A 25,489-nucleotide genomic window follows, 5' to 3' on the forward strand; every position below is an offset into this window, starting at 1 on the left:
GCCGGGCCACCGGGTGACGCCGCCGTCCACAACCCGGGAGTTGTCCACAGACTCCGGCCATGATCGGCCGGTGTGCGCAAGGGTTGCCGCATGCGACGAGCGATGCGATATGCCCTGGTGCCGGCTGCTGTGCTGATCGGCCTGACCCTGGCGGCCCTGCTGCCCGCCTGGGCCTGGGCGGACCCACCGTCTCCGGCCCCTCCCCCACCCGTCCGGTCCCCGGTCCCGGCCATCGCGCGCACCTGGCCGGTGGGCATCCACCCCTTGGTGTTACGAGGCTGGCAGCCACCGTCCACGCCGTACGGCCCGGGCCACCGGGGCGTGGACCTGGCGGCAGCGCCCGGTTCTCCGGTGCGGGCGGTCGCGGCCGGGCGGGTCTCCTTCGCGGGCCGGGTGGCGGGGAGAGGGGTGGTGTCGGTGGACCTGGCAGGGACGGACCTGCGCACCACGTACGAGCCGGTGAGTCCGTCGGTCCATGAGGGTGACGAGGTGGGGCCCGGGGATCCGGTGGGGACGGTGGAACGGACGACCTCCCACTGTGGAACGCAGACGTGTCTCCACTGGGGGCTGCGCAGAGGCGAGACCTACCTGAATCCCCTGTCGCTGCTGCCGCCCTGGCTGCTGCACCGGGGTCCGCCGAGGCTGCTGCCGGTGCTGGGGGTACCACTGCCTGGGTAGCCGGCGCAGCTGCGGGCAGTCGTGCCGCCGGGGCGGCACGGTGGGCGGTGGGGGGTCCCCCGCCCGAGCGAAGCCGAGAGTGGGGGAGGCACCCTGTCAGCACCGGTGGGCGACCCCACGCGCCCAGCGGCAGCCGACGTCAGCCCTTCACACCCCGCAACGCCATAGCCACAGCCGCATCGGTGATGGCCGCGGGATCCTCAGCGGCACCCAGCTCGATGCGCCGCACCGCAGCATCCACAACCCCTTGCAGCAACATCGCCGCCAGCCGAGGCTGCCCGTGGCCCATCTCCCCGAGCGCCTCGACGACCATCGCCACCAGCCCCCCGTGCGCCGCCCGGATCTTCTCCCGCGCCCCGGCGTCCAGTTCGCTCGCGGAAATGGCGACGACCGCCCGATGCCGCCGGTCCCCGACCAGCGCCAGCTGCTGCCGCACATACGCCTCGACCTTGCCCTCGGCGTTCTCGGCGCGCTCCATCGCGGCGGCCACCTCCGCCGCCCACAGCGGAAAGTCGACCTCGCACAGCTCCTCGACCACGGCGGCCCGCGACCGGAAGTACTCGTACACGGACGACCGCGCCAGCCCCGTCCGCTCGGCCAGCGCGGGAAACGTCAGCGCTTCGGTCCCGCCTTCGGACAGCAGGGACCGAGCCGCGTCCAGCAGGGCGGCTCGCTGCATCGACCGGTGCTCGGCCACGGAGGCCGCTCGAATCCTTGGCACGTCAACCACTTTACGGACGCCCCCACCCGAACGGGAGCCACTCGCCCCGCGCCGCCGGAAAGCCGAGCCGTCGCGCTCAGCGGCCGAAGCTCGCCAGCTTGGCCCGCAACTGCAGTACCGACTTGGTGTGGATCTGGCTGACCCGGCTCTCGGTGACCCCGAGGACGTTACCGATCTCGGCGAGGGTGAGCCCTTCGTAGTAGTACAGCGTGACCACGGTCTTCTCCCGCTCGGGCAGCGTGTTGATCGCCCGTGCGAGGAAGCGGCGCAGCTCGCGGTCCTCGGCGACCTCCACCGGGTTGTCGGCGGCGGTGTCCTCCAGCGTGTCCATGAGGCTGAGCCGGTCCCCGCCCTCGCTGCCGACGTGCAGCAGCTCCTCCAGCGCTACCACGTTGGCCAGCGACAACTGGCTGAACACGGCGTGCAGCTCATCGACCTCCATGTCCAGCTCCGCGGCGACCTCGCCCTCGGTCGGGGTGCGGCGCAGCCGCGCCTCCAGGGTGGCGTAGGCCCGCTCCACGTTCCGCGCCTTCTGCCGCACCGACCGGGGAATCCAGTCGAGCGCCCGCAGCTCGTCGATCATCGCGCCCCGGATCCGGGTGATCGCGTACGTCTCGAACTTGATCTCCCGGTCGATGTCGAACTTCTCGATCGCGTCGATCAGCCCGAAGACGCCGGAGGAGACGAAGTCGGCCTGCTCCACATTGGGCGGCAGACCGACGCTGACCCGGCCCGCGACGTATTTCACGAGCGGCGAGTAGTGCAGGATCAGCTGCTCCCGCAGCCGGTCGTCCCCCGTCGCCTTGTACGACCGCCACAGCTCGTCGAGCGTCGAGGGAGCGGGCGGCCGCACGCTGCCACCGTCGCGGGCGGCTGGGGGGATCGCCGCCCGGTCGGACCCGGAGGTGTGCTGGGGCATTCGTCGCCTTGTGCCGTTCTGCCGTGAAGTGCTGTGAAGTGCTGTGAAGTGGGACGGGGTGGGGTTCGTGCGGGGAAGTGGGCTGCCTGGGTGAGCTGTCGGTCTGGTGTCGAGTTGGCGGGATCTGTGTCGGCGCCTTCGTGAGCGTAGCGTGACTGAGGTGTCGCGGTGTGCGAACAGTGCGGCTCCACCCGTGCGCGGGGCGCACCGGCCGGCCTCGCGCGCGCCGTCCGCGACTCGCTCTGCGTGACCGGCCGGAGCGTCAACTCCGGGAAACATCAAGGGCGTCGGGGGTTCCCCCGGACGGCCGAACACGCTCGGTCAGCGGGGGCCGCGACCGTCACGGACCGACATCACCGCCTGGCGTGTCAACTTCCAGCTGTCGCCGTGTCGTTCGACGTAACCAAGTGCTCGGAGTTCGTACAGTCTCGCGATCGCCTGGTCCCGGGTGGTCGGCGTGGCGAGCGCGATCTCCTCGACGCCGGCCGCGCGGTTGCCGGGCAGGGCGGCGAGGACCGCCCGGGCGGCGGGTTCCAGCAGGTCACGCGGCAGTACGGGGCCCCGGCGGGCGGGGGCGAGCTCACCGATGTCCCCCACGAGTTCGACGACCTCCGCGGCATCGGTGACCAGGGCGGCCGCTGCCCTGAGCAGTTCGTGGACGCCGGCGGAGAGGGCGCTGGTGACGGGACCGGGCACGCCCATGGTGAACCGGCCGAGGCGCTCCGCTGCCCGCGCGGTGGCCAGGGAGCCGCTGCGGTGGGCGGCCTCCACGACGACAGTTCCCCTGGTCAGCGCGGCGATGACGCGGTTGCGGAGGATGAAGCGGCTCGGCGTCGGATGGTCGCCCGGGGGCAACTCGCCGACCACCAGTCCCTGTTCCGCGATCCTGCCGATCAGCGCGGCGTGGCCGCGCGGGTAGGGCCGGTCGACTCCGCAGGCCAGGACGGCGACGGTGGCCCCGCGGGCGGCGAGGGCGCCCCGGTGGGCGGCGCCGTCGATGCCGTACGCACCGCCCGAGACCACCACCCAGCCCCGCTCGGCGAGGCCTGCGGCGAGGGTGGCGGCGACGTGGGTGCCGTACTCGGTGCAGGCACGCGCACCCACCACGGCCACGGACCTCAGCGCCCACATCCGCAGGCTGGGCCGCCCGCGCACCCACAGCCCGATCGGCCGCGCATCCCCGAGGTCATCGAGCTGCCCGGGCCACTCGGTGTCCCCGGGCCGCACGAACCGCGCCCCGGTCTCCCCGGCCACCGCGAGATCCCGCTCCGGCTCGGCCCGCCGGGCCCGAGCCACCAGCCCACCCCACCGCACCTCACTCACCCCCGGCAGGGCCTCACCCCCGTCCCGCAACCGCCGCACCACCTCCCCCACCCCGAACTCCCGGACCCACCGCCCACCGACCTCGTCCCCCGGCTCGATCACCCGGCAGAGAAAGACCCGCCCGAGCAGCTCGTCTCCGGGATCCTCGCCCGTGGTCATGTCAGCGCCCCGATGGCCATCGGCACCCCTCGGGGGACTCCCGTGCGCAGGTGCAGGGCCAGGGCGACGTCGACGGCGTCCGGGCGGTCGTGTCCGAGGAGGTCGGCGACCGTCCAGGCGACGCGCAGGACCCGGTCGATGCCGCGGGCCGTGAGCGCGCCGCGCTCCAGGTTGCGCTCGGCCTCGTCCATCGCGCCGGCCACGGGGTGGTAGCGGCTGCGCAGTTCCCGGCCGGGGACCTCGCTGTTGGTGCGCCAGGGGGTTCCGGCCAGGCGGGCCGCCGTGCGCTCGCGGGCCTGTCGTACCCGCTCGGCCACGGTTGCCGTGGACTCACCGCGGGCGCCGGGCTCGGTGAGCTGGGCCCGGGTGACCGGATCGACCTCGACGCGCAGGTCCACCCGGTCCAGCAGCGGACCGGAGAGCCGGGACTGATAGCGGCGGATCGCCGACGGCGGGCACTCGCACAGGGAGTCGCGTTGCGAGAAGCGTCCGCAGGGGCAGGGGTTGGCCGCCAGCACCATGAGGAAGCGTGCCGGGAACCGGACGACGCCCGCGCTGCGCGCGATCACGACGTGCCCCGACTCCAGCGGCTGCCGCAGGGCGTCCAGGGTCTGGCTGTGGAACTCGGGCGCCTCGTCCAGGAACAGCACGCCACGATGGGCGAGGGAGACCGCGCCGGGTCGTGCGATGCCCGGGCCTCCGCCGACGAGCGACTGCATCGTGGCCGAATGATGCGGCGCGCAGTAGGGGGCGACGTCGATGAGCGGCTTGCCCGGCGGCAGCAGCCCGGCCACCGAGTGCACCGCCGTGACCTCCAGGGATTCCTCCCTGGTGAGGCGGGGCAGGACGGCAGGCAGCCGCTCGGCGAGCATGGTCTTGCCCGCGCCGGGCGGGCCCTCGAGGAACAGGTGGTGTCCGCCGGCGGCGGCCACCTCCACCGCCGTACGGGCCGAGGTCTGGCCCACGACGTCCGCCAGGTCGTGGTCATGGTCGTGCTGTGCGGCGCCGACGCTGTGTATCCCGGTGGCCGCGCCGGTGCCCGGCACGCGCAGCCCGGCCAGCAGAGGATCGGGGCGGCCCTGCTCGTCCGGTTCCTCCTCGGGGACGGGCTCCTCGGTGAGGACCGCGATGAGCTGCCGCAGGCTGCGGACCCCGAGCACCGAGACGCCGGGAACCAGCGAGGCCTCGGCGGCGGCGCACTCGGGCACGACCACCTGCTCGTAGCCGGCGTCGGCCGCGGCGAGCACGGCCGGCAGGATGCCGCGGACCGGCCGGACCCGGCCGTCCAGGCCCAGTTCCCCGATCATGACGATGTCCGCGAGGACGCGCGGGTCGATCCGTTCGGCGGCGCCGAGCACCGCGCAGGCGACGGCCAGGTCGAAGCCGGAACCGGCCTTCGGCACCGAGGCCGGGCTGAGTCCGACGGTGAGCTTCTTCTGCGGCCACTCGCCGCCCGAGTTCACCACCGCCGCCCGAACCCGGTCGCGGCTCTCCGTCAGGCTCTTGTCCGGGAGGCCCACCAGGGTGAAGGCCGCGACTCCGGGTTCCAGGTCGGCCTGGACCTCTACGACGACGCCCTCCACGCCGACCAGGGCCACCGAGCAGGTGCGGGCGAATCCCATTCAGGCCACCCCCCGCGCGTGCTCGACGGACGGGGCGCCCCGGTGGGGCAGCAGGACGCCGATCAGGTCGATGCGGACGCCGCCCGGTGGTGCTCCTCCGTGGGCCTGGATCCAGTGTTCGGCCAGCTCACGCAGCCTGGCCGCCTTCCCTGGGGTCACCGCGGCCATCGGGTGTTCGTAGTCGCCGCCCCTGCGGGTCTTCACCTCGCAGACGACCAGGGTCTCCCCGTCCCGCGCGACGATGTCGATCTCACCGGACCGTCCGCAGCGCCAGTTGCGCTCCAGGATCGTCATTCCGGCCGCGGCGAGCCGCCGGGCGGCCAGGCTCTCGCCGTACTTGCCGAGTGCTTCTCGTGCGTTCATGTCGGCACCACCTCCGGCGCCAACCGTCACGCATCCCGTCCCAAGATGTTGATCTTGGTGGACAACCCGGCAGTTGTGGAAAACCCCGTCACCCGCCCGGCAGCTCCAGGTCGGTCTTGTTCAGCTCCTCGATGTTCACATCCTTGAACGTGAGGACCCTGACCTGCTTCACGAAGCGTGCCGGCCGGTACATGTCCCAGACCCAGGCATCGGCCATCGACACCTCGAAGAACACCTCGCCCTGGACCGAGTGCACCTGCATCTCGTAGTCGTTGGTGAGGTAGAAACGCCGCTCGGTCTCGATCACATATTTGAACAGACCGACGACATCTCGGTACTCCCGGTAGAGCTTCAGCTCCATCTCGGTCTCGTACTTCTCGAGGTCCTCGGCGCTCATGGCATGTTCCCCTTCAGCCGTGCGATCCCACCATTGTGCGCCAGTCCGACGGCCCCTCAGACGATTTCCGGGTCGCCAGCCGATTGTCGCTAGACGATTTCCGGGTCGAGGGTCACAGGACTGGCCGGGGGACCTTCGTCGAGCAGTGTGCGCAGCAGCTCGGCGAGTCTGGTCGGATACACCGTCTCATGTGCCCGGGTCAGTTCCCGACACGTCCACCAGCGCGCTCCGGCGACACTGCGTCGCTCCAGCTCCGTGAGCCCCGTCGCCGCGGTGGCCGTCTGCGTCGTACGCGCCAGGTAGTACCACTCGTCCTGGTCCCAGCGGCGGCCCGCGAACGGGAAGGAGCACCTGCGCCGCCACAGCACCGGGCCGAGGTCGACGTCGGTGATGCCGGTCTCCTCGGCGAGTTCCCTCAGCGCGGCCTCCTCGCGCGTCTCGGCGCCCTCCAGACCGCCGCCCGGGGTGAACCACCAGTCGTCGGCCGGATCGTTCGGCTCATGGCCGTGGAGGAGAAGGATGCGCTGCTCGGGATCCAGCAGGACCACCCGGGCCACCTTGCGCAGACCGCCCTCGTACGACTCCTCGTACGCCCCCTCGCCGGTCCGCGCGGGGTCAGCGGGCACCGGCCGCCTCCGGGCGGGCGGTACGGGCTCGGGAGCGGGCCCTGCGCCCCGCGATCGGGCCGTAGGCACCGCCGGCCAGGACCAGGACGCCGCCGGCGGCGATCAGCAGCTCGATCGTGCCGAGCGGGCCGGGCTGGGAGAGGGTGCCCAGGGCCTCGAAGCCGGTGGGGCGCTTGAGCGAGCCCTTCCAGGGCCATACGACGGCGTCCACCCGGGCGCTCACCGCGTCCCGGGAGACCGTGCCCTTGGCGGCGTCGGTGAGGTGGGCGGTGGAGTCCAGGGAGCCCTGGCGCTGGTCACCGAGGAGGAAGAGGCGACCCTGGGGGACGGTCACGGCCGGGAAGTTCTGGTTCTCGGCCAGGCTGCCCTTGGGCAGATAGGGCTCGTCGATCTGCTTGCCGTTGACGGTCAGCTTGCCGTTGGTGCAGCAGGAGACGGTGTCGCCGCCGACCGCGACCACCCGCTTGACCACCTTGGCGCCGGTGACCCAGCTCTTGTCCTCGAAGACCACCACGTCACCGCGGCGCACCTCGCCGCCGTCGACGCGCTGGGCCAGCACCCGGTCACCGGCGTCGATCGTGGGCGTCATCGAGCTGGTGGGCACGGTGTACGGCCGGTAGGTCACCGCCGCCCAGGCGAATCCGCCGAGGAACAGCACCAGACCCAGTGCCACGGCCACGGAGGACAATCGCTGTCCGAGCCGGCCGCCGCCGGGCTGTGCCGTGCCTGTCCCGCCGCTGTGCGGGGCCGTACGCGTCGTGCTCTCGCCACCCATGGACCCGCACCCTACCCGGCAGTACCAGGCAGGGGCAGCCCCTGTTTCACGACCGGGGGCAAAGGCACGGCAGGCGCCGGACTCACAGGCTCCGGATCGCCTCGGCCAGGTCGGACCCGTACGAGGCCCAGCAGGCCACCGAGCCGTCGTCGCGCAGGGAGCCCATATACCACTCGCCGTCGTGGTCGACGAGGCAGAGCTCGCCGAAGGCCAGCACGTACGAGGGGTGCAGCGGCTCGGGATCGCCGCCGCTGCCGTCCTCGACGTACACGAGCCGGTCCGGGCAGAGCGCGACCGCGCGCGTGTCGCCCGAGTGAGCGCGCAGGCGGTCCACCGTCCACCCGTCGGGGAGCGCGCGGCCCTCCCGGGTCATCGGCTGCCCGCGGACGTCTTCCGCTCGGCCTTGGACTCCAGCCGGTCCGCGCGCCGGCGCCGCCACACCGCCACCGGCAGCACCGCCGCGATGGCCACGCCCTGCGGGGCCACCGTCAGGGCGGCGGACGCCGGGGTCTGCTGGTTGATGCCGGGCTGGTCGAAGGTGTCCGGGACCGGCAGGGTGCCCCAGTGGTTGATCGGCCAGGCCTTGACGATCGCGCGGCCCACGACGTCGTCGACCGGGACCATGCCGTGGTGCTTGTCGGACTGGTTGTAGCGCGAGTCGCGGGAGTTCTGGCGGTGGTCGCCCATCACCCAGATGTAGCCCTTGGGGACCTTCACCTTGAACTGGCCGCCGAGCTCGTCGTCCGTGCACGGCGTGTTGCCGGCGTACACGTACGGCTCGTTCAGCGCCCTGCCGTTGACCAGCAGCGGGCCGGTGCCCCTGCACTGGACCGTGTCACCGCCGACGCCGATCACGCGCTTGATGAGGTCCTTCTCGTTGGCGGACGGCATCAGGCCGATCCAGCTGAGGACTTGCTGCACGGCGTTCGGGGTCGGCGCCGGTTCGCCCGCCAGCCAGTCGTCCGGGTCGTGGAAGACGACGACCTCGCCGCGCTCCGGCTTGGAGCCGAACCACGGGGTGAGCTTGTCGACCAGGACGCGGTCACCCACCTGGAGGGTGTTCTGCATCGAGGCGGACGGGATCGAGAACGCCTGCACCAGGAACGTCTTGATCAGCAGCGCCAGGACCAGCGCGATGACGACGAGGATGGGCAGCTCCTTCCAGAAGGAGCGTGGCTTCTTCGGCTGGGCACCGGATGCGCCCGCGCTCGCGTCCCCGGCCGGGGGCCGCTGTTCTTCGTCCGGCGCGCCCTGGTCGCCCGCCGGGTCATTCCCTGAGGTCATGGCGCTGTCCGGCACGGGGGCGTTCGCTTCCACGGGGTGCCCGCGGTGCTCCTCGCCGTCGTGCCCCGACCGTGCGCCAACCGCCACATCCCCCACGCCAACTCCTTACTCTGTGCCGCCGCCTGCCCCACATATGACGCAGGCCCACCACTCCCATAACGAGCGGGAGTTCCGCAGGGGTCGGGAGCTGGGTCAGTCCGTTCGGATTCTCGGGGGCAACCCTATGCGACAGCAGGGGACCGGCGGTCGCACCCGCCGGGGAGTCGGCGACGCTTGCGAAGGTTTTAGGTTCCCGTAGGCGTGTCCAATGGCCGAGGGGCCAGCCGATCACGACGGCCCGGCCGACGACGGAGTCCTCGGAAACCGTGCCGCCGTACGGCGTGTTCTGGTGGGCGCGGGAGTCGGCGGAGTCGTCCCGGTGGTCGCCCATGACCCACAGCCGGCCCTTGGGCACGGTGATGTCGAAGGGGGTGGAGGAGGGCGAGTTCCCCGGATAGAGGTAATCCTTCTCGGTCAGCGGTACGCCGTTGACGGTGACCCGGCCTTGCGCGTCGCAGCACTTGACGTGATCGCCGCCGACCCCGATGACCCGCTTGATCAGGTCCTTCTCGTTGTCCGAGGGCAGCAGGCCGATGAAGGTGAGGCCTTCTTTGAGCTGTTTGACGACGACCGGGTCGTGCTTCTTGACGGTCTGCTCGTCGGCCAGCCAGCCGCCCGGGTCGTGGAAGACGACGACGTCCCCGCGCTGCGGCTTGGTGCCGAACCACGGGGTGAGCTTGTCGACCAGGACGCGGTCGCCGATCCGGATGGTCTGCTCCATCGAGCCGGACGGGATCACGAAGGCCTGCACGAGGAAGGTCTTCAGGACGAGCGCTATGAGGACGGCGACACCGACCAGAAGGGGGATCTCCCGTACGGCCGAACGCCGGCGCTTGCGTTTGACCTTGCGCTGGAGTTTGCGCCGCTCCGCGCGCGTACGGCCGCCGCCGGGCGCGGAGGTGCGGCGCGACCCGGTGGGCAGCAGGTTCTCGGCGGGGTTGGTGGGCACCCCGCGTGGTTTGCCGCGGTTACCCATGCGCGCCCTCCGGCGATACGGCGGGCACGCGCGCGTAGGCGGAGGGTCGGCTCAGGTGCGTCCAGTGGTCGTACGGCCACACGATCCAGTCGGCGCGGCCGATGACGTCGCCGACCGGGACCATGCCACCGCCGGGCGAGCCGAGATGGTCCCGGGAGTCGCTGGAGTCGCTGCGGTGGTCGCCGAGGAGGAACAGGCGGCCGGCGGGCACGACGACGTCGAAGGGCACGCTGGAGGGGCTGTCCCCCGGATAGAGGAACGCCGACTCCTCGACCGGACGGCCGTTCACCTCGATCCTCCCCTTCTTGTCGCAGCAGGCGACACGGTCTCCCCCCACCCCGACCACACGCTTGACGTAGTCGGCGTCCCCGAAATACCCGGTGCCGTCGAACACGACCACGTCGCCGCGGCGCGGCCGGGCACCGAAACGGTACGCCAACTTATTTACGAGAACGCGGTCCCCGATCCTCAATCCCTGTTCCATGGATCCGCTCGGAATCTGGAACGGTTGCACCACGAAAGCATTGAGGACCAGCAAAAACGCCAGGCAGGCGAAAAGGGTGAGGGTGATCCTGCCGCCCGGCAGCCAGTCGGCGACCCGCGCCACCAACGCGAAACGCGACCGTCCCTCCGGCCCCGGGGAATCCGGGTGGGAGGAGCGGTCGCGTTCCGTCGGCTGTGCTTCGGTGTCCATCGAAGCCAGATGCTATCCGGCTCCGCTGTGGCCCCGGTGAAGGCCTTGACACCGGGCAAGCGCTCAGCTCTCGCGCTTCTCCTTGATCTTCGCGGCCTTGCCGCGCAGGTCACGGAGGTAGTACAGCTTGGCGCGGCGCACGTCACCGCGGGTGACGAGCTCGATCTTCTCGACGATCGGGGTGTGCACCGGGAAGGTGCGCTCGACGCCGACGGAGAACGAGACCTTGCGGACCGTGAAGGTCTCGCGGACACCGGAGCCCTGGCGGCGGATCACAACGCCCTTGAACTGCTGCACACGGGAGCGGTTGCCCTCGATGACGCGGACGTGGACGTTGACGGTGTCGCCCGGACGGAAGGCCGGGATGTCGCTGCGCAGCGACGCGGAGTCGACGGAGTCGAGCAGGTGAGACATTTCGTCTGCTTTCTTCGCTGATGCCACAGGTCATCAACGGAAACTAGGTGTTTGCACGAAGCCGTGTGCGGGTCGGGGCGGACGTCGTGTCCCCCTGTGGCAGGGGCGCACGCCGGACGGGCGCACAACAGCGGTCTATTGTTCCACGCCCTCGGCCCGCCGCCAAAATCGGCCGTACGGCTCCCCCTCCGGGTCCGGTTCCCAGCCCAGGATGGAGAGCGTCTCGCGGTCCTTCTTGTCGAAGGCCTTGGGGTCGCAGCGCTCGATCAGGTCGGGCCGGTTGGCGGTCGTACGCCTGAGGGCCTCGTCGCGGCGCCAGCGGGCGATCCTGCCGTGGTGGCCGCTGAGCAGCACGTCCGGGATGTCCCGGCCGCGCCAGACGGGCGGCTTGGTGTAGACGGGGCCTTCCAGAAGGCTCGCCATCGCGCCGGGCGCGAAGGAGTCGTCGCGGTGGGACTCGGCGTTGCCGAGGACGCCGGGCAGCAGCCGGGCCACGGCCTCCGTGACGACCAGGACGGCCGCCTCGCCGCCGGCGAGCACGTAGTCGCCGATGGAGACCTCGTAGACGGGCATACGGGTGGCGTACTCGTCCATGACGCGCCGGTCGATGCCCTCGTAGCGGGCCGGCGTGAAGATCAGCCAGGGGCGCTCGGAGAGCTCGACGGCCAGTTCCTGGGTGAAGGGGCGGCCGCTGGGCGTGGGCACGATCAGCGCGGGGGCCCGGTCGCCGGTCTCGTAGCCGTCGGCGAGGACCGTGTCCAGGGCGTCACCCCAGGGGTCGGTCTTCATGACCATCCCGGGGCCGCCGCCGTACGGCGTGTCGTCGACCGTGTTGTGCCGGTCGTACGTCCACGCGCGCAGGTCGTGCACATGGACGTCGAGCTGTCCACGCGCGCGTGCCTTGCCCACGAGGGAGACGTTCAGCGGCTCCAGGTACTCGGGGAAGATCGTGACGACGTCGAGGCGCATCAGGACTCGTCCCGGGTCGAGTCGATCACCGCGCGGTCGTCGATCAGGCCCGGCGGGGGCGCGATGACCGCCTTCTGCTCCTCCAGGTCGATCTCGGTGACGATCTCCTCCACGAACGGGATCATCACCTCGCTGCCGTCGGGCCGCTCCACGATGAACAGGTCCTGGGAGGGCAGGTGCGAGATCTCGGTGATCCGGCCGACCTCCGCCCCGTCCTCGGTGACCACGTCGAGGTCGATGAGCTGGTGGTCGTAGTACTCGTCCTCGCCCTCGGGCAGTTCCTCCGGGTCGACGTCGGCGATCAGCAGGGTGTTGCGCAGGGCCTCGGCCGCGTTGCGGTCACCGACGCCCGCGAAGCGCAGGAGGAGGCGGCCGCTGTGGACGCGGCCCGTCTCGATGGTCAGCGGCCCCGCGGAGGCGGGATCCGTGGCGAGTACGGCGCCGGGCGCGAGCCTGAGTTCCGGCTCGTCGGTACGTACCTCGACGGTGACCTCGCCCTTGATGCCATGGGCACGGCCGATCCGTGCGACTACCAGCTGCACTGTGCCTGATCTCCTGTCATACGACTGCGGGCCGGGGACGGCCCAGTGGCCCTCCCCGGCCCGAGCCGGTTGCGATGAAGCGTCAGCGGACGTGGTCCACGTCGACGAGGTCGACGCGGACACCGCGACCGCCGATGGCGCCCACGACGGTGCGCAGAGCGCGCGCGGTACGGCCGTTGCGGCCGATCACCTTGCCGAGGTCGTCGGGGTGCACCCGGACCTCGAGCACGCGCCCGCGGCGCAGGTTGCGCGAGGCGACCTGCACATCGTCAGGGTTGTCGACGATGCCCTTCACGAGGTGCTCAAGCGCCTCTTCGAGCATGCTGCTCAGGCCTCGGTCGACTCGGACTCAGCCGCGGCCTCGTCCTTCTTCTCAGCCTTCTTCTTCTGGGTGATCGCCTCACCCTTGCCCTCGTCGTCACCGCCGAGAGCCTCGAACGACGGACGGGCCGGCTTGGGCTCGGCGACGAGCAGCGGCGCGGGAGCCGGCTCGCCCTTGAACTTCTGCCAGTCGCCGGTCTTCTTCAGGATGGCGAGAACGGGCTCGGTCGGCTGCGCGCCGACACCCAGCCAGTACGCCACGCGCTCGGCGTCCACCTCGATGACCGACGGGTTGTAGGTCGGGTGGTACTTGCCGATCTCCTCGATGGCCCGGCCGTCACGGCGGGTACGGGAGTCGGCGACGACGATGCGGTAGTGAGGCGAACGGATCTTGCCCAGACGCTTCAGCTTGATCTTGACTGCCACGGGAGTGGGTTCTCCTGGATTTGACGTGGTTGGGCACGGCGGAGCTGCCGCGTGGGGTTGCGGTACCCGAGTGCCCGATGGACGCGTCAGCCGGAGGAGAGAGGGGTCCTGTGCGGCTGTCGAGTACAGCTAGCCATTGTGCCATACCCCGCGGGTCGCTTTTGGCCGAGGGTGTGTGAGCTGGGGCGGGGCATGCCTCGGACGCACCCGGCGCGGAGGTGACCGTACGTCGGGTGCGCTGCTCGGAGCTGTGAAGTTGCCGGCCCGGCGCGAGTGATCGCGGTCCACGGCCCGGCACCCACGAGATGCCGGTACTGCGTGGCCCGTCCGCGACTACGCCGCTCCCGCGACCTCCGGGATCCTGAAGGGCTTGCCGCAGCCGCCGCAGACGATGGGGGCCTGGGCGAGGACCGAGGGGACCACACGGACGTTGCGCCCGCAGTCGCAGACCGCCTTGACGCGGACACCACCGCCGGAGGAGCCGTGCCGGGCGGCCGGGCCGCGGAAGCTGCGGGTGGTGTCCGAGGAGGTCGCCGCCGTGTGCGCCTTCAGCGCGCGCTGCAGCCGCTCGATGGTCGGGCGGTAGCGCCGCTTGGCCTCGGGGTTGAGCGTGACCAGGGAGAAACCGCTGCTCGGGTGCGGCTCCTCGGGGTGGTCGAGGCCCAGCTCCTCGGCGATCGCGAGGAAGCGGCGGTTGTGGTAGCGGCCGGCGCGGGAGGTGTCGCGGATCCCACGGGCGGCGGCGATGCCGTGGACTGCCTCATGGAGCAGTCGCTCGAAGGAGAGCTCGTGTCCGCACGCGGACGACGACTCTCCGATCAGGGATTCTGGCGCGGCGAGGTCCGGCAGCTCGGGGTGGTACCGCTGAATGTCGGCCCACGCCTGCGCCAGCTCTGCGGCGAGAACAGGTGGTGTCTGTGTCGTGCTCACGTAATGACAACGAGCGGGAGCTCGAATGTGTTCCTATTCCGGGGCATCCCAAATAATTTGCACGTACCCGTCAGTTGCCGCTGATGCGTCCGGACGAGGGCGGGTGCGCTGATCTGCGCAGAAGCCTCACAGCTCATACCAAGCTGGTGCGTAGTCCGCCCTACGACCCGGCGTGTACGCCCCGATGCGCCGGTGGTCGGCGGTTGCGCAAGAGCCGTTTCGGCCGCTGTCCTCGCCCTGCCTCACTTCGGTCAGCGTCCGTGACGGCCGTGGCGTTACCGCGTGCCGCCCGACCCCCCGGCACCGGCCGGTTCCCCCGAAGCGGACACCGTACGGCCATCCAGATTGCCGGGATGTGAAATCTCGCCACACCGGCGCCCAGACCCCAAGCGGGCCCCCACGACCCCTGGACGGGGCCGCGAGCCCGGAGTTACCTGACATACGTGGGAAGTGCGCGCGCACGGCACGGGGGCCACGCAACCGGGCACAGCGGCGAACTGTCGGCGGATTGGGGCGCTTACCTATGACACCTACGCTCGTGCGGCAGCACGTGTCTCACGCGGACTCCGCACCCCGCGTGGACCGGTGCGCACGCGCGCGTGACTGGTCCGAGATCCAGGAGCGGATGCTGGTGCCGCTCTACGAAGCCGTCTACGAACGGCTCGAAGTGGGCCCCGCCACCCGGCTGCTGGGCCTGCGCTGCGGCTCCGGGCTGGCGCTGCTGCTGGCGGCCGGCAGAGGCGCCGCGGTCACCGGCGTCGACGCCTCCTCGCCGGAGCGGCTCGCCCTCGCCGCCGAACGCCTGCCGGCGGACGCCCCGCGCGACAGAAGCGGCGGCGGCAGCGCCCCCGGCGGATTCGCCCCGCGCGACAGAAGCGGCGGTGTCCCGGGCCGGCACGGTTCGCGTGGCGGGAGAAACCACCCACGCGCGCGTGCCGCCGTACAGCTCGTCGACGGCTCGCCGCGTGACGTGGCCGGCGCGGAGACGGCCGCGTACACGCTGGTGACCGTCTTCGAGCCGGTCGGCTGCCTCGCGGGGGACTCCGAGGGGCTCGGTGAACTGCTCGCGGACACCCTGCCGCTGGCCGCGCACGGAGCCGCCGTGGTGCTGGCCGGCTGGGGGCCGCCGGAGCGCTGCGCCACCTCCTCGGTGCTGCGGGTGGCGACGAAACTGGCCGATCCCCTGCGCAGCGCGCGCAGCTGGCGGCCCGCCCGGCGGGACGACCTGGAGGAGGTCGCCCAGCGGGCGGGGCTGAAGCCGGACGGCTCGGGGCGGGTGGCCTGCCCGTTCGGGTACGCCGACGTCGACAGCGCCGTACGGGGCCTGCTGTCGACCGGCCTGTTCGACGCGGCGATCGCGGCGACGGACGCCAAGCAGGTGGAGAAGGAGCTCGCCGAGGCCCTGCACCCGCACCGGCGCCCCGACGGGACGGTGTGGATGCCGAACGTCTTCCGTTACCTCGTCGCGCGCGTGCCGTGAACGCCACCCACGCGCGCGTGCCCTAGACCTCCTCGACGTCCTTCCTCAGGCGCGTGATGCCCGCGATCCGGTACGCGTCCGCCTCCTCCAGCGTCTCGTTCGCCATCAGCGCCTGGGCGAGGGCGTCCAACTGGCCGCGATGGTCGCGGAGTTTGCGGCATGCCTCCTCGTAGCACTCGTCCACGATCCGCCGCATCTCGGTGTCGATCACGTCGAGGGTCTGCGGGGCGGCGGCGAGACCGTAGGCCTGCTGGGCGTCGTTGGGGAGCGCGGAGAGGCGGCCGACCTCCTCGCTCATGCCCCAGCGGGACACCATGCCGCGCGCGATGTTGGTGACCTGTTCCAGGTCGCTCTCGGAACCGGTGGTGATCACGCCGTAGACGACCTGCTCGGCCGCCATCCCGCCGAGCGCGCCGATGATCCGGCCGCGCAGGTACTCCTCGGTGTACGCGTACTTGTCCGCGTCCGGCGTGGACAGGGTGACGCCGAGGGCCCGGCCGCGCGGCACGATGGTGATCTTGCGAACGGGGTCGGCGCCCGGCTGCAGCATGCCCAGCAGGGCGTGCCCGCTCTCGTGGTAGGCGGTGCGCCGGCGCTCCTCCTCCGGCATCACCAGCGCCCGCTCCGCGCCGAGCTGGATCTTCTCCAGGGCCTCGGAGAGGTCGGTCTGCGTCACCGCCTGCTGCCCCCGCTTCACCGCGATCAGGGCGGCCTCGTTGGCGAGGTTGGCCAGTTCCGCGCCGGTCATGCCCGGGGTCGTACGGGCCACGTGGGTCAGATCGACGTCCGGGGCGAGCGGGATGTCGCGGGTGTGGATCTCCAGGATGGCCTTGCGGCCGCCGCGGTCCGGGGGCGAGACCTGGACGATCCGGTCGAAGCGGCCGGGGCGGGTCAGCGCCGGGTCGAGGATGTCGGCGCGGTTGGTGGCCGCGATGACGATGACGCCCTCCGAGCCGGAGAAGCCGTCCATCTCGGTGAGGATCTGGTTCAGGGTCTGCTCGCGCTCGTCGTGCCCGCCCATCGACGCGCCGCCGGCGCGGGCCCGCCCGATGGTGTCGATCTCGTCGATGAAGATGATCGACGGGGCGAGCTTGCGGGCCTCCGCGAACAGTTCCCGAACGCGGGAGGCGCCCACGCCCACGATCATCTCGATGAACTCGGACGCGGACGCGGAGAAGAACGGCACGCCCGCCTCCCCGGCGACCGCGCGCGCGAGCAGCGTCTTTCCGGTGCCGGGCGGGCCGGAGAGCAGGACGCCGCGGGGCATCTTGGCGCCCATGCGGCGGTAGGCGTCGGGGTTCTTCAGGAAGTCGACGACGTCGTTGAGCTCGCCCTCGACCTCGTCGATACCGGCCACGTCGGCGAAGGTGGTGCGCTTCTCCCCCGGCACCAGTTCGACCGGCTTCGGCGGCGCCTTGCGGCCGAGCATGCCGCCCGCGCCGCGGAGCCCCGCGCTCATGCGCCGCGAGACGAAGATCCACAGGGCGACGATGATCAGCATCGGGGCCAGCGAGATCAGCAGGTTGGACAGGAAGCTGCGGTGCTGGACGACCGGCTCGGCCGTGACCGTGACGTTGTGCTTGGTCAGGTTCGACCAGAGGTTGTCGTTCGCGAAGGACGGGCGCTCGGTGTTGAACTTGGTGTAGTTCCCGCCGCCCTCGGGGTTGTTCCGCCCCTTCCTCAGCTGGCCCTGGATCGAGTCGCCCTTGGCGTAGATCTTGGCGACATTGCCGTCGTTCACCTGTCTGCTGAACTCGGTGTACGAGATCGTCGGCTCGTTGGCCTGGTCGAAGTAGGACAGCACCAGGTTGGCGATCAGGTACACGACCAGTGCGGTGATGATCAGCCGCCACCAGCCGCCGCGCATCCGGCGCCCGCCGGGCTGCTGCTGCGGCGGCTCGTCGGGGGCGCCCTCGGTACGCCAGGGCTGGTCAGGTGACTTGCGTGGCGGCGCGGGGTTGGTCATATGCGGACGGTACGACAACGACCAACCCCTGGCACGCGCAGAGGTGGACTGCGGGGCGACTCAGCCCATGAACTTCTTGAACTCGTCCGGCAGCTCGAAGTCCTGGCCGCCCTGCTGCGGCACCCCGAAGGCGCCTCCGGCCTGTGCGGCGGCCTCGCGGCGCTGAGCCTCCTCCAGCTCCTGCTGCTTGCGCTTCATCGGGTTGCCGGAGCGCTGCTTGCCCTTGGACTTCTTCTGCTGCTTCTTCTGCCGGCCGGGGCCGCCGCCCATGCCCGGGATCCCCGGCATGCCCGGCATACCGCCGCCCTGGGCCATGCGGGACATCATCTTGCGGGCCTCGAAGAACCGCTCGACCAGGTTCTTCACCGCGCTGACCTCGACGCCGGAACCCTTGGCGATACGGGCGCGGCGGGAGCCGTTGATGATCGTCGGGTCCTGGCGTTCGCCCGGGGTCATCGACTTGATGATCGCGGCGGTGCGGTCGACGTCCCGCTCGTCGATGTTCTGGATCTGGTCCTTGATCTGGCCCATGCCCGGGAGCATGCCGAGCAGCTTGCTGATGCTGCCCATCTTCCGGACCTGTTCCATCTGGGCCAGGAAGTCGTCCAGGGTGAAGTCCTGGCCCTTCTTGGACGCCAGCTTCGAGGCCATCTTGGCGGCCTCTTCCTGGCTGAAGGTCTTCTCCGCCTGCTCGATCAGGGTGAGCAGGTCACCCAGGTCGAGGATGCGGGAGGCCATCCGGTCCGGGTGGAAGGCGTCGAAGTCGTCCAGCTTCTCGCCGTTGGACGCGAACATGATCGGCTTGCCGGTGATCTGCCGGATCGACAGGGCGGCACCACCGCGGGCGTCACCGTCGAGCTTGGAGAGCACCACGCCGTCGAAGCCGACGCCGTCACGGAAGGCCTCGGCCGTGTTGACGGCGTCCTGACCGATCATCGCGTCGACGACGAACAGGATCTCGTCCGGGGAGACGGCGTCACGGATGTCCGCGGCCTGCTGCATCATCTCGGCGTCGATACCGAGGCGGCCGGCGGTGTCCACGATCACGATGTCGTGGACCTTGGACTTCGCGAAGTCGATGGAGTCCTTGGCGACCTTCACCGGGTCGCCGACGCCGTTGCCCGGCTCGGGCGCGTAGACCGCGACGCCGGCACGGTCGGCGACGACGCTCAGCTGGTTGACGGCGTTCGGGCGCTGGAGGTCGGCGGCGACCAGCAGCGGGGAGTGGCCCTGCTCCTTGAGCCACTTGGCGAGCTTGCCCGCGAGGGTGGTCTTACCGGCACCCTGCAGACCCGCCAGCATGATCACGGTGGGCGGCTGCTTGGCGAAGCGCAGGCGCCGGGTCTCGCCGCCGAGGATGGTGACGAGCTCGTCGTTGACGATCTTCAGTACCTGCTGGGCCGGGTTCAGCGCGCGAGAGACCTCGGCGCCGAGCGCGCGTTCCTTGACGTTCTTGATGAACGTGCGCACGACCGGCAGGGCCACGTCGGCCTCGAGGAGCGCGATGCGGATCTCGCGTGCCGTGGCGTCGATGTCCGCCTCGGACAACCTGCCCTTGCCGCGGAGGTTTTTGAAAGTCGCGCTGAGGCGGTCGGAGAGGGTATCGAACACGGTGGCGTCGGTCCTCGGGGTCGGAGATGGTCTGGGCTGCCCTCCAGGGTATCCGGCCCGGCAAGGGAGCCGTCCCCGCCCGCCGCGATCGGCGAGCGGAACTCCCCCGCCGGGCTCATGCCCGCAGCGTCTCCTCCAGCACCCGGGCCATCGACGCCGCGTCCTGGCCCGGCAGCGGCTCTCCCGCGCCCGTGGTGACGTAAAAGGCATCCACGGCGTTGGAGCCCAGCGTGCTGACATGCATGCTGCGGACCCGTACGCCCGCCTTTTCCAGGGCCATCCCGATCCGATGCAGCAGGCCCGGGGCGTCCTGGGCGCGGACCTCGATCACCGTGGCGTGGTGGGAGGCCGCCGGAGCCACCGTCACCCGGGGCGGCGGGGCCACCCAGCCGCGGCGCCTCGGATAGGCCGCGTCCCGTTCGGCGAGGCGGCCGGCGATGTCCAGGCTGCCGTCGAGGGCGCGGACGAGGTCGGCGCGCAGCCGGGTGGCCTGCGGCAGGGAGCCGTACTCGGCGGCCACCCGCCAGTTGAGCAGCAGCACGAAGCCGTCGTCGACGTCGTCCGGCAGGCGCAGGGTTCGGAGCTCGGCCGTACGGACCGTGAGGCGGTGCACGGCGAGCACACCGGCGACGGCGGGCAGCACGGCGGGCTGGTCGGGTACGGCGATGACCAGCTCCACACCGAGAGGTTCGCCGGACGGTTCCGCCTCGGTGACCGGTTCCCGCTGGGCGCGCAGTGCGAGGACCGGGCCGCGCGTGCGGTACGCCTCGATCGCCAGCCGCTCCTGCTCGGCCGTGGGCGCGGCGGGCTCCGGCTCCTCGGGGGCGTCCCCGGCGAGCACGGCACAGACCCGCCGGACCAGGTCGGCGACGAGGGAGCCGCGCCAGGAGGACCAGGCCGCCGGCCCGGTGGCGAGGGCGTCGGCCTCCGTGAGCGCGTGCAGCAGCTCCAGGGTGCTCTCGGTGCCGACGGCCTCGGCGACCGAGCGGACCGTGGCCGGGTCGTCCAGGTCGCGGCGGGTGGCCGTCTCGATGAGCAGCAGGTGGTGGCGCACCAGGAGGGACAGCACGGCCACGTCCGACCGGTCGAAGCCGATCCGTGTGGCCACGTCCCTGGCGATGATCTCGCCGGCCACCGAGTGGTCGCCGGGCCAGCCCTTGCCGATGTCGTGCAGCAGGGCGGCGACCAGGAGCAGGTCGGGGCGGCTGACGCGGCGGGTCAGTTCGGAGGCGCGGACGGCCGTCTCGATGAGGTGCCGGTCGACCGTCCAGAGGTGGACGGCGTTGCGCTGCGGGCGGCAGCGGACCCGTTCCCAGTCCGGCAGCAGGCGGCTGATCAGGCCCTCCGCCTCCAGCGCCTCCCAGACATCGACGGTCGGCCGGCCCGAGCCGAGCAGCGTGACCAACTGCTCACGGGCCTCGGCGGGCCAGGGGGTGGGCAGGGGGCGTGCGGTGGCGGCCATGCGCCGTACGGCGTGCAGGGAGAGCGGGAGGCCGGCCTGCGCGGCGGCTGCCGCGGCGCGCAAGGGGAGCACGGGGTCGCGCTCGGGGCGTGCGGCACGGGCGAGCACCACCTCGCCGTCCTGCTCCACCACACCCTCGGCCAGCGGCGATCGTTCCGCGACCGGCTTGCCGCCACCCAGCATGGCGCGCAGACGCGGCCGTACGGCGCGCGAACGCAGCACGCGCCCCACCTCGCGCCAGGTGACATCGCTGGCGTACGAGATGACCCGCGCCGCCTCGTACACCTGCCGCAGCAGGGTGTCCGCGTCGAGCAGACCCAGCCCGTCCGCCACCTGGTCCTGCTCCTGGAGCGCGAGCCGGTCGGTCGCGCGGCCCGTCGCCAGATGGAGCGCGTCCCGGACGTCGAGCAGGCGCCGGCGGGCGTCCGCGAGGCCCTCGCGCGGGGCGTCGGCGAGCCAGGAGGCGGCTACGGCGCGCAGGGCGGTGGCGTCCCGCAGGCCGCCGCGCGCCTCCTTGAGGTCGGGTTCCAGCAGGTACTGCAACTCGCCCTGGCGCTCGGCGCGTTCGGCGCACAGCTCCTGGAGTTCGGGAAGGCGCTTGGGGGCCTGGTTGCGCCAGTCGGCGAGGACGGCCGTCCGCAGGCCGGCGGTGAGGCCGCGGTCGCCGGCGAGATGGCGGGCGTCCAGGAGACCGAGTTGGACTTTCAAATCCTCCCCGGCGGTCCTGCGGGCCTCCCCCGGAGTGCGCACCGAGTGGTCGAGGGCGAGGCCGAGGTCCCAGACGGGGTACCAGAGGCGGTCGGCCAGCGCGGCGACCGCCTTGGTGTCGCTGCCGTCGTGCAGCAGGAGCAGGTCCAGGTCGCTGCGCGGGGACAGCTCGCCACGGCCGTACCCCCCGACGGCGACCAGACAGACGCCCGGGAGCGCGCCGGCCGCCGCGGTGAACAGTCCGCCGAGCCAGTCGTCGGTCAGTTCCGCGAGGGCCGCACGGCGCGGCGGCCCGGACCGCGCCCCCTCGGTGAGGAGGCGCAGCCGGGCCGCCGCGTAGCCGCTGGGTCCCGAGTCCTCTGCTTCCGTGCGCATGTCCGTACCCGTCACCCAGCGACTCCCGTTCTCAGAGATGTTGGTCAGAGCGCGTCCGGGCCGCGCTCGCCGGTGCGGACGCGTACGGCCGTCTCGACCGGCAGGGACCAGACCTTGCCGTCACCGATCTTGCCGGTGCGGGCCGCCTTGACGACGACCTCGATCAGCTGCTCGGCGTCGTCGTCCTCGGCCAGCACCTCGATGCGGATCTTGGGCACCAGGTCGACGGTGTACTCGGCCCCGCGGTAGACCTCGGTGTGGCCCCGCTGACGACCGTAACCGCTGGCCTCGGTGACCGTCAGGCCGTGGACGCCGAACGCCTGAAGGGCTTCCTTGATCTCGTCCAGCCGGTGGGGCTTGACGACGGCGGTGATGAGCTTCATGCGTCCACCTTCTTGGTCTGCGTGGCGGCCAGGGCGGAGGCCTGGGCGGCGGAACCGATGACACCGCCGCCGGCGCCGCTGAAGTCGTAGGCGGTCTCGGCGTGCTCGGCCTGGTCGATGCCGGAGATCTCCTCGTCCTCGGTGACCCGCATGCCGATCGTCTTGTCGAGCAGGAAGGCGAGGACCGCGGAGACGAGAAGCGAGTAGGCGAGGACCGCGCCGACACCGGCGCACTGCTTCCACAGCTGGGTGAAGGAGTGGTCGCCGTAGAAGACGCCGGTCGCGGTGGACTGGCCCTTGCCGGTGGCGAAGAAGCCGATCAGCAGGGAGCCGATGATGCCGCCGACCATGTGGACGCCGACGACGTCCAGGGAGTCGTCATAGCCGAACTTGAACTTCAGGCCCACGGCCGCGGCGCAGGCGACACCGGCGATGGCACCGACGGCGATCGCGCCGAGCGGGGAGACCGCACCGCCGGACGGGGTGATCGCGACCAGGCCGGCGACCGCGCCGGAGGCGGCGCCCAGCGTGGTGAACGCGCCGTGCCGGATCTTCTCGTAGGCGAGCCAGGCCAGCATGGCGGCGGCCGTCGCGACCTGCGTGTTGACGAACATCAGCGCGCCGACGCCGTCGTCGTTGCCGAGCCAGGAGCCCGCGTTGAAGCCGAACCAGCCGAACCACAGCAGCCCTGCGCCGAGCATGACCAGCGGGAGGCTGTGCGGGCGCATCGGGTCCTTCTTGAAGCCGACCCGCTTGCCGATGACGAGGATGACACCGAGCGCCGCCGCACCCGCGTTGATGTGGACCGCCGTACCACCCGCGAAGTCGATCACACCGAGCTTGAAGGCCCAGCCGTCGGCACCCCAGACCCAGTGGGCGACCGGAACGTAGACGAGCGTGAGCCACAGGGCGATGAACAGCGACCAGGCCGAGAACTTCACGCGGTCCGCGAGGGCGCCGCTTATCAGGGCCGGCGTGATGATCGCGAACATCATCTGGAAGACCATGAACACGAAGATCGGGATGCTGTAGCCGGGCCAGAGCTCGGTCAGACCGATCTTGCGCAGGCCGAACCAGTCGGAGTCCCAGCCGATGAGGCTGTTGTTCGTGCCGAAGGCGAGGGAGAAGCCGTAGAGCACCCACAGAATGGTGACGATGCCCATGCTGATGAAGCTCATCATCAGCATGTTCAGGGTGCTCTTGACGCGGACCATGCCTCCGTAGAAGAAGGCAAGACCCGGCGTCATGATCAGCACCAGGGCGGAAGCGATCAGCATGAAGCCTGTGTTGGCGGACGACAGCTTGGGTGCGTCCGCCGCAAGCATGATGGCTGGTGCCATCGGCGTCTCCTCGTCGGTTGGTACGGCCCCGTGCGGGCGGTGCCTGAGCGGTCCGGCGGGTCGGGGGGTGTGGGCCGGTTATGCGCCATGAGATTGGCGCAGCGCGGTTTCGGTGGAAGCCCCTCGTTGTTTCGCCGGGGTGACAAGGGCGCCCTGCGTGTTACGCCTGGATGAACCGCAGGATTCCGGGCTCGCCGATCGTTATCGTGACGCAACCATCACGAGGCCGGCCGCGGCAGCCCTCCCGATGACCTGGCGTGGGGGAGCCGAGTCGGGCAGTTCGGGGGGGCCGGCCGCGGCCGGGGCGTGGGTGCCGGGTGGGTCAGACCGCTTCGGCGTTCTCCGGCAGGTCGACGGCGAGCTGATCGGTGAGGTCGACGACGGTGGCCAGCTCGCCGTAGTCCCGTACGGCCGTGTCGACCGTCTTTCGGATACGAGTGTTCACACGCTCGGAGCGGACCTTCTTGGCGATCTGCATGGCCTGTGAGGCATAGGTGGCGCTGTGTTCGGGCTCCCGCTGGAGCAGGTGCACTGTGGCCTTGCCGATCAGGTTGAGCGCATACGACCGCTGGTGCTCGGGATCCTTGGCGAACAGCTCCACCGCCCGCTGCATCAGCGGGTCGGCGAGGGAGGCGTAGGTCGGGCTGCGTCCGGCGACGTAGGCGAGGTCACGGAAGGAGTGGGAGTTCTCGCCGTACAGCTCGGCCTCGGAGAAGAAGCGGATCCAGTCGGGGTCCGGTTCGTCCCACTCGTCGGCCTCGGCGAAGGTGTCCTCGGCCATGCGGACGGCGCGCTTGGTCTTGCCGGGCTGGCCCATGTTGGCGTAGGCGCGGGCCTCCATCGCATACAGCATGGACTGGGTGCGCGGGCTCGCGCAGTCCCGGCTGCCGTACTGGGCGAGGTGGATCAGCTCCAGGGCGTCGTCGGGCCGACCGAGATGGATCATCTGACGGCTCATGCTGGACAGGACGTACGAGCCGAGGGGCTTGTCGCCGGCCTCCTTGGCCGCGTGCAACGCGAGGACGAAGTACTTCTGCGCGGTGGGCTGCAGGCCCACGTCGTACGACATCCAGCCCGCCAACTCGGCGAGCTCGGCGGCGACCTTGAAGAGCTTGCGGGTGGTGGCCTCGGGCTGGGGCTCCTGGAGCAGGTCGGTCACCTCGTGCAGCTGGCCGACGACCGCCTTGCGGCGCAGGCCGCCGCCGCACTGGGCGTCCCACTGGCGGAACATCCGCGTGGTGGACTCCAGCAGATCCAGCTCGGGCTTGGACAGCCGGCCGGGCCTGCGCGAGTCGATGAAGGGCTCGGGCTCGGCGGGGACCGGGGAGGCGGGGCTCGGGACCAGCCAGCGCTGCATGGGCTCGATGAGGGAGGGCCCGGCGGACAGCGCAAGGGACGTGCCGAGGAAGCCGCGCCGGGCCAGCATCAGGTCGCTGCGCGAGAACTCGCTGAGCAGGGCGACCGTCTGCGGGGCCGTCCAGGGCAGGTCGACGCCGGACGCGGAGGGTGACTGGCGGGCGGCGCGCAGGCCGAGGTCCTCGATGGAGACCACACAGCCGAAGCGCTCGGAGAACAGCTCCGAGAGGATGCGCGGGATCGGCTCGCGCGGATTCTCCCCGTCCAGCCAGCGGCGCACGCGCGAGGTGTCGGTGGAGATGTGGTTGGCCCCCAACTGGCGTGCGCGGCGGTTCACTTGGCGAGCCAGCTCGCCCTTGGACCAGCCGCTGCGCACGAACCACGAGCCGAGCAGCTCATTGGGGCGCTTGTCAGCGTTCGTCCCGCTACCGCCGTTGCCGCTCACTGGAACGCCCCCATCCCTGAGACCACTTGCCGTCGTTGCGACCCTCGGTCGCCCCCGGAGGGAGACCGCCGCGCGCCAAGCCCTATCAGAATGCCGGTAAATACGGCTTCCCGTCCGCCGGTTCT

The 25,489-nt window shown here is 71.3% G+C and carries 26 protein-coding genes; 2 read left to right on the forward strand and 24 right to left on the reverse strand.

Annotated elements, in window-relative coordinates; all coding sequences use genetic code 11:
- Positions 1–90 precede the first annotated feature (90 nt).
- Positions 91–678: a murein hydrolase activator EnvC family protein gene (locus BFF78_RS12960; protein WP_227025827.1), complete on the forward strand. Its 588-nt coding sequence runs from the start codon at positions 91–93 to the stop codon at positions 676–678.
- Between the two features lie 139 nt (positions 679–817).
- Here the strand turns inward: BFF78_RS12960 and BFF78_RS12965 are convergent, their stop codons facing one another.
- The 18 genes from BFF78_RS12965 to BFF78_RS13050 form a co-directional block, all read right to left on the reverse strand.
- Positions 818–1,375, reverse strand: a complete 558-nt coding sequence (locus tag BFF78_RS12965; protein ID WP_069778476.1) for a TetR/AcrR family transcriptional regulator — start codon at positions 1,373–1,375, stop codon at positions 818–820.
- Between the two features lie 100 nt (positions 1,376–1,475).
- On the reverse strand, positions 1,476–2,318 hold the full coding sequence (whiG, locus tag BFF78_RS12970) for an RNA polymerase sigma factor WhiG (RefSeq protein WP_069778477.1): 843 nt from the start codon (positions 2,316–2,318) through the stop codon (positions 1,476–1,478).
- A 321-nt stretch (positions 2,319–2,639) separates the two neighbouring features.
- Complete coding sequence (gene dprA, locus BFF78_RS12975; protein ID WP_069778478.1) at positions 2,640–3,800, reverse strand: DNA-processing protein DprA; 1,161 nt, start codon at positions 3,798–3,800, stop codon at positions 2,640–2,642.
- Positions 3,797–5,422 carry a YifB family Mg chelatase-like AAA ATPase gene (locus BFF78_RS12980; protein WP_069778479.1) on the reverse strand — a complete coding sequence of 542 codons (1,626 nt, stop codon included), beginning with the start codon at positions 5,420–5,422 and terminating at the stop codon, positions 3,797–3,799. Before BFF78_RS12980 ends, dprA begins: the two co-directional genes overlap by 4 nt.
- Positions 5,423–5,785 (reverse strand): YraN family protein, encoded by a 363-nt coding sequence (locus BFF78_RS12985; protein ID WP_069778480.1) that lies wholly within the window; start codon positions 5,783–5,785, stop codon positions 5,423–5,425.
- Positions 5,786–5,873: 88 nt separating this feature from the next.
- Positions 5,874–6,182, reverse strand: a complete 309-nt coding sequence (locus tag BFF78_RS12990) for a DUF2469 domain-containing protein (RefSeq protein WP_008745401.1) — start codon at positions 6,180–6,182, stop codon at positions 5,874–5,876.
- Positions 6,183–6,271: 89 nt separating this feature from the next.
- Entirely contained in the window at positions 6,272–6,808 is a 537-nt protein-coding gene (locus tag BFF78_RS12995) for an NUDIX hydrolase (RefSeq protein ID WP_069778481.1), read from the reverse strand.
- Entirely contained in the window at positions 6,798–7,583 is a 786-nt protein-coding gene (gene lepB, locus BFF78_RS13000) for a signal peptidase I (protein ID WP_069778482.1), read from the reverse strand. The genes BFF78_RS12995 and lepB (BFF78_RS13000) overlap by 11 nt, the downstream gene beginning before the upstream one ends.
- A gap of 82 nt (positions 7,584–7,665) precedes the next feature.
- Positions 7,666–7,956, reverse strand: coding sequence for a hypothetical protein (locus BFF78_RS13005; RefSeq protein WP_069778483.1), 291 nt, complete (start codon positions 7,954–7,956; stop codon positions 7,666–7,668).
- Positions 7,953–8,963 (reverse strand): signal peptidase I, encoded by a 1,011-nt coding sequence (lepB, locus tag BFF78_RS13010; protein ID WP_165289361.1) that lies wholly within the window; start codon positions 8,961–8,963, stop codon positions 7,953–7,955. Before lepB (BFF78_RS13010) ends, BFF78_RS13005 begins: the two co-directional genes overlap by 4 nt.
- Complete coding sequence (gene lepB / locus BFF78_RS13015; RefSeq protein WP_069778485.1) at positions 8,851–9,942, reverse strand: signal peptidase I; 1,092 nt, start codon at positions 9,940–9,942, stop codon at positions 8,851–8,853. The genes lepB (BFF78_RS13010) and lepB (BFF78_RS13015) overlap by 113 nt, the downstream gene beginning before the upstream one ends.
- Positions 9,935–10,636 carry a signal peptidase I gene (gene lepB, locus BFF78_RS13020; RefSeq protein ID WP_069778486.1) on the reverse strand — a complete coding sequence of 234 codons (702 nt, stop codon included), beginning with the start codon at positions 10,634–10,636 and terminating at the stop codon, positions 9,935–9,937. The genes lepB (BFF78_RS13015) and lepB (BFF78_RS13020) overlap by 8 nt, the downstream gene beginning before the upstream one ends.
- A 63-nt stretch (positions 10,637–10,699) precedes the next feature.
- Positions 10,700–11,050, reverse strand: a complete 351-nt coding sequence (rplS, locus tag BFF78_RS13025) for a 50S ribosomal protein L19 (protein WP_069778487.1) — start codon at positions 11,048–11,050, stop codon at positions 10,700–10,702.
- A 135-nt stretch (positions 11,051–11,185) separates the two neighbouring features.
- A complete protein-coding gene (gene trmD / locus BFF78_RS13030) occupies positions 11,186–12,019 on the reverse strand; it encodes a tRNA (guanosine(37)-N1)-methyltransferase TrmD (protein WP_069778488.1) in 834 nt (277 codons plus the stop codon).
- A complete protein-coding gene (gene rimM, locus BFF78_RS13035; RefSeq protein ID WP_069778489.1) occupies positions 12,019–12,561 on the reverse strand; it encodes a ribosome maturation factor RimM in 543 nt (180 codons plus the stop codon). The genes trmD and rimM overlap by 1 nt, the downstream gene beginning before the upstream one ends.
- 82 nt (positions 12,562–12,643) lie before the next feature.
- Positions 12,644–12,883 (reverse strand): RNA-binding protein, encoded by a 240-nt coding sequence (locus tag BFF78_RS13040; protein WP_003973401.1) that lies wholly within the window; start codon positions 12,881–12,883, stop codon positions 12,644–12,646.
- A gap of 5 nt (positions 12,884–12,888) precedes the next feature.
- Positions 12,889–13,308 carry a 30S ribosomal protein S16 gene (rpsP, locus tag BFF78_RS13045; protein WP_030785131.1) on the reverse strand — a complete coding sequence of 140 codons (420 nt, stop codon included), beginning with the start codon at positions 13,306–13,308 and terminating at the stop codon, positions 12,889–12,891.
- A 333-nt stretch (positions 13,309–13,641) separates the two neighbouring features.
- Positions 13,642–14,238, reverse strand: a complete 597-nt coding sequence (locus BFF78_RS13050; protein WP_055704355.1) for a hypothetical protein — start codon at positions 14,236–14,238, stop codon at positions 13,642–13,644.
- 523 nt (positions 14,239–14,761) lie between these two features.
- Between BFF78_RS13050 and BFF78_RS13055 the strand changes: the two genes are divergently transcribed.
- Entirely contained in the window at positions 14,762–15,718 is a 957-nt protein-coding gene (locus tag BFF78_RS13055; RefSeq protein ID WP_193433448.1) for a class I SAM-dependent methyltransferase, read from the forward strand.
- Between the two features lie 22 nt (positions 15,719–15,740).
- Here the strand turns inward: BFF78_RS13055 and ftsH are convergent, their stop codons facing one another.
- The 6 genes from ftsH to nsdA form a co-directional block, all read right to left on the reverse strand.
- Entirely contained in the window at positions 15,741–17,684 is a 1,944-nt protein-coding gene (gene ftsH, locus BFF78_RS13060; RefSeq protein WP_079161290.1) for an ATP-dependent zinc metalloprotease FtsH, read from the reverse strand.
- Between the two features lie 60 nt (positions 17,685–17,744).
- Positions 17,745–19,295: a signal recognition particle protein gene (gene ffh / locus BFF78_RS13065; protein WP_069778492.1), complete on the reverse strand. Its 1,551-nt coding sequence runs from the start codon at positions 19,293–19,295 to the stop codon at positions 17,745–17,747.
- 115 nt (positions 19,296–19,410) lie between these two features.
- Entirely contained in the window at positions 19,411–21,855 is a 2,445-nt protein-coding gene (locus BFF78_RS13070) for a [protein-PII] uridylyltransferase (RefSeq protein WP_069778493.1), read from the reverse strand.
- A 29-nt stretch (positions 21,856–21,884) separates the two neighbouring features.
- Entirely contained in the window at positions 21,885–22,223 is a 339-nt protein-coding gene (locus tag BFF78_RS13075) for a P-II family nitrogen regulator (protein ID WP_039656487.1), read from the reverse strand.
- Positions 22,220–23,563: an ammonium transporter gene (locus BFF78_RS13080; protein WP_069778494.1), complete on the reverse strand. Its 1,344-nt coding sequence runs from the start codon at positions 23,561–23,563 to the stop codon at positions 22,220–22,222. The genes BFF78_RS13075 and BFF78_RS13080 overlap by 4 nt, the downstream gene beginning before the upstream one ends.
- A gap of 322 nt (positions 23,564–23,885) precedes the next feature.
- Positions 23,886–25,364 (reverse strand): transcriptional repressor NsdA, encoded by a 1,479-nt coding sequence (nsdA, locus tag BFF78_RS13085; protein WP_069778495.1) that lies wholly within the window; start codon positions 25,362–25,364, stop codon positions 23,886–23,888.
- Between the last annotated feature and the right edge of the window lie 125 nt (positions 25,365–25,489).

The sequence above is a fragment of the Streptomyces fodineus genome (genome assembly GCF_001735805.1).
GTDB classification, from domain to species: domain Bacteria; phylum Actinomycetota; class Actinomycetes; order Streptomycetales; family Streptomycetaceae; genus Streptomyces; species Streptomyces fodineus.

Excerpts from the sequence above, each read along its gene's own strand:
- trmD (WP_069778488.1), bottom strand. The coding sequence starts at position 12,019 with ATGCGCCTCGACGTCGTCACGATCTTCCCCGAGTACCTGGAGCCGCTG.
- BFF78_RS13005 (WP_069778483.1), bottom strand. The coding sequence starts at position 7,956 with ATGACCCGGGAGGGCCGCGCGCTCCCCGACGGGTGGACGGTGGACCGC.
- rplS (WP_069778487.1), bottom strand. The coding sequence starts at position 11,050 with ATGTCTCACCTGCTCGACTCCGTCGACTCCGCGTCGCTGCGCAGCGAC.
- lepB (WP_069778482.1), bottom strand. The coding sequence starts at position 7,583 with ATGGGTGGCGAGAGCACGACGCGTACGGCCCCGCACAGCGGCGGGACA.
- lepB (WP_069778486.1), bottom strand. The coding sequence starts at position 10,636 with ATGGACACCGAAGCACAGCCGACGGAACGCGACCGCTCCTCCCACCCG.
- ftsH (WP_079161290.1), bottom strand. The coding sequence starts at position 17,684 with ATGACCAACCCCGCGCCGCCACGCAAGTCACCTGACCAGCCCTGGCGT.
- BFF78_RS13080 (WP_069778494.1), bottom strand. The coding sequence starts at position 23,563 with ATGGCACCAGCCATCATGCTTGCGGCGGACGCACCCAAGCTGTCGTCC.
- lepB (WP_069778485.1), bottom strand. The coding sequence starts at position 9,942 with ATGGGTAACCGCGGCAAACCACGCGGGGTGCCCACCAACCCCGCCGAG.
- BFF78_RS13075 (WP_039656487.1), bottom strand. The coding sequence starts at position 22,223 with ATGAAGCTCATCACCGCCGTCGTCAAGCCCCACCGGCTGGACGAGATC.
- whiG (WP_069778477.1), bottom strand. The coding sequence starts at position 2,318 with ATGCCCCAGCACACCTCCGGGTCCGACCGGGCGGCGATCCCCCCAGCC.
- BFF78_RS12980 (WP_069778479.1), bottom strand. The coding sequence starts at position 5,422 with ATGGGATTCGCCCGCACCTGCTCGGTGGCCCTGGTCGGCGTGGAGGGC.
- BFF78_RS13055 (WP_193433448.1), top strand. The coding sequence starts at position 14,762 with ATGACACCTACGCTCGTGCGGCAGCACGTGTCTCACGCGGACTCCGCA.
- BFF78_RS13040 (WP_003973401.1), bottom strand. The coding sequence starts at position 12,883 with ATGCTCGAAGAGGCGCTTGAGCACCTCGTGAAGGGCATCGTCGACAAC.
- dprA (WP_069778478.1), bottom strand. The coding sequence starts at position 3,800 with ATGACCACGGGCGAGGATCCCGGAGACGAGCTGCTCGGGCGGGTCTTT.
- BFF78_RS12990 (WP_008745401.1), bottom strand. The coding sequence starts at position 6,182 with ATGAGCGCCGAGGACCTCGAGAAGTACGAGACCGAGATGGAGCTGAAG.
- BFF78_RS12985 (WP_069778480.1), bottom strand. The coding sequence starts at position 5,785 with ATGAACGCACGAGAAGCACTCGGCAAGTACGGCGAGAGCCTGGCCGCC.
- BFF78_RS12960 (WP_227025827.1), top strand. The coding sequence starts at position 91 with ATGCGACGAGCGATGCGATATGCCCTGGTGCCGGCTGCTGTGCTGATC.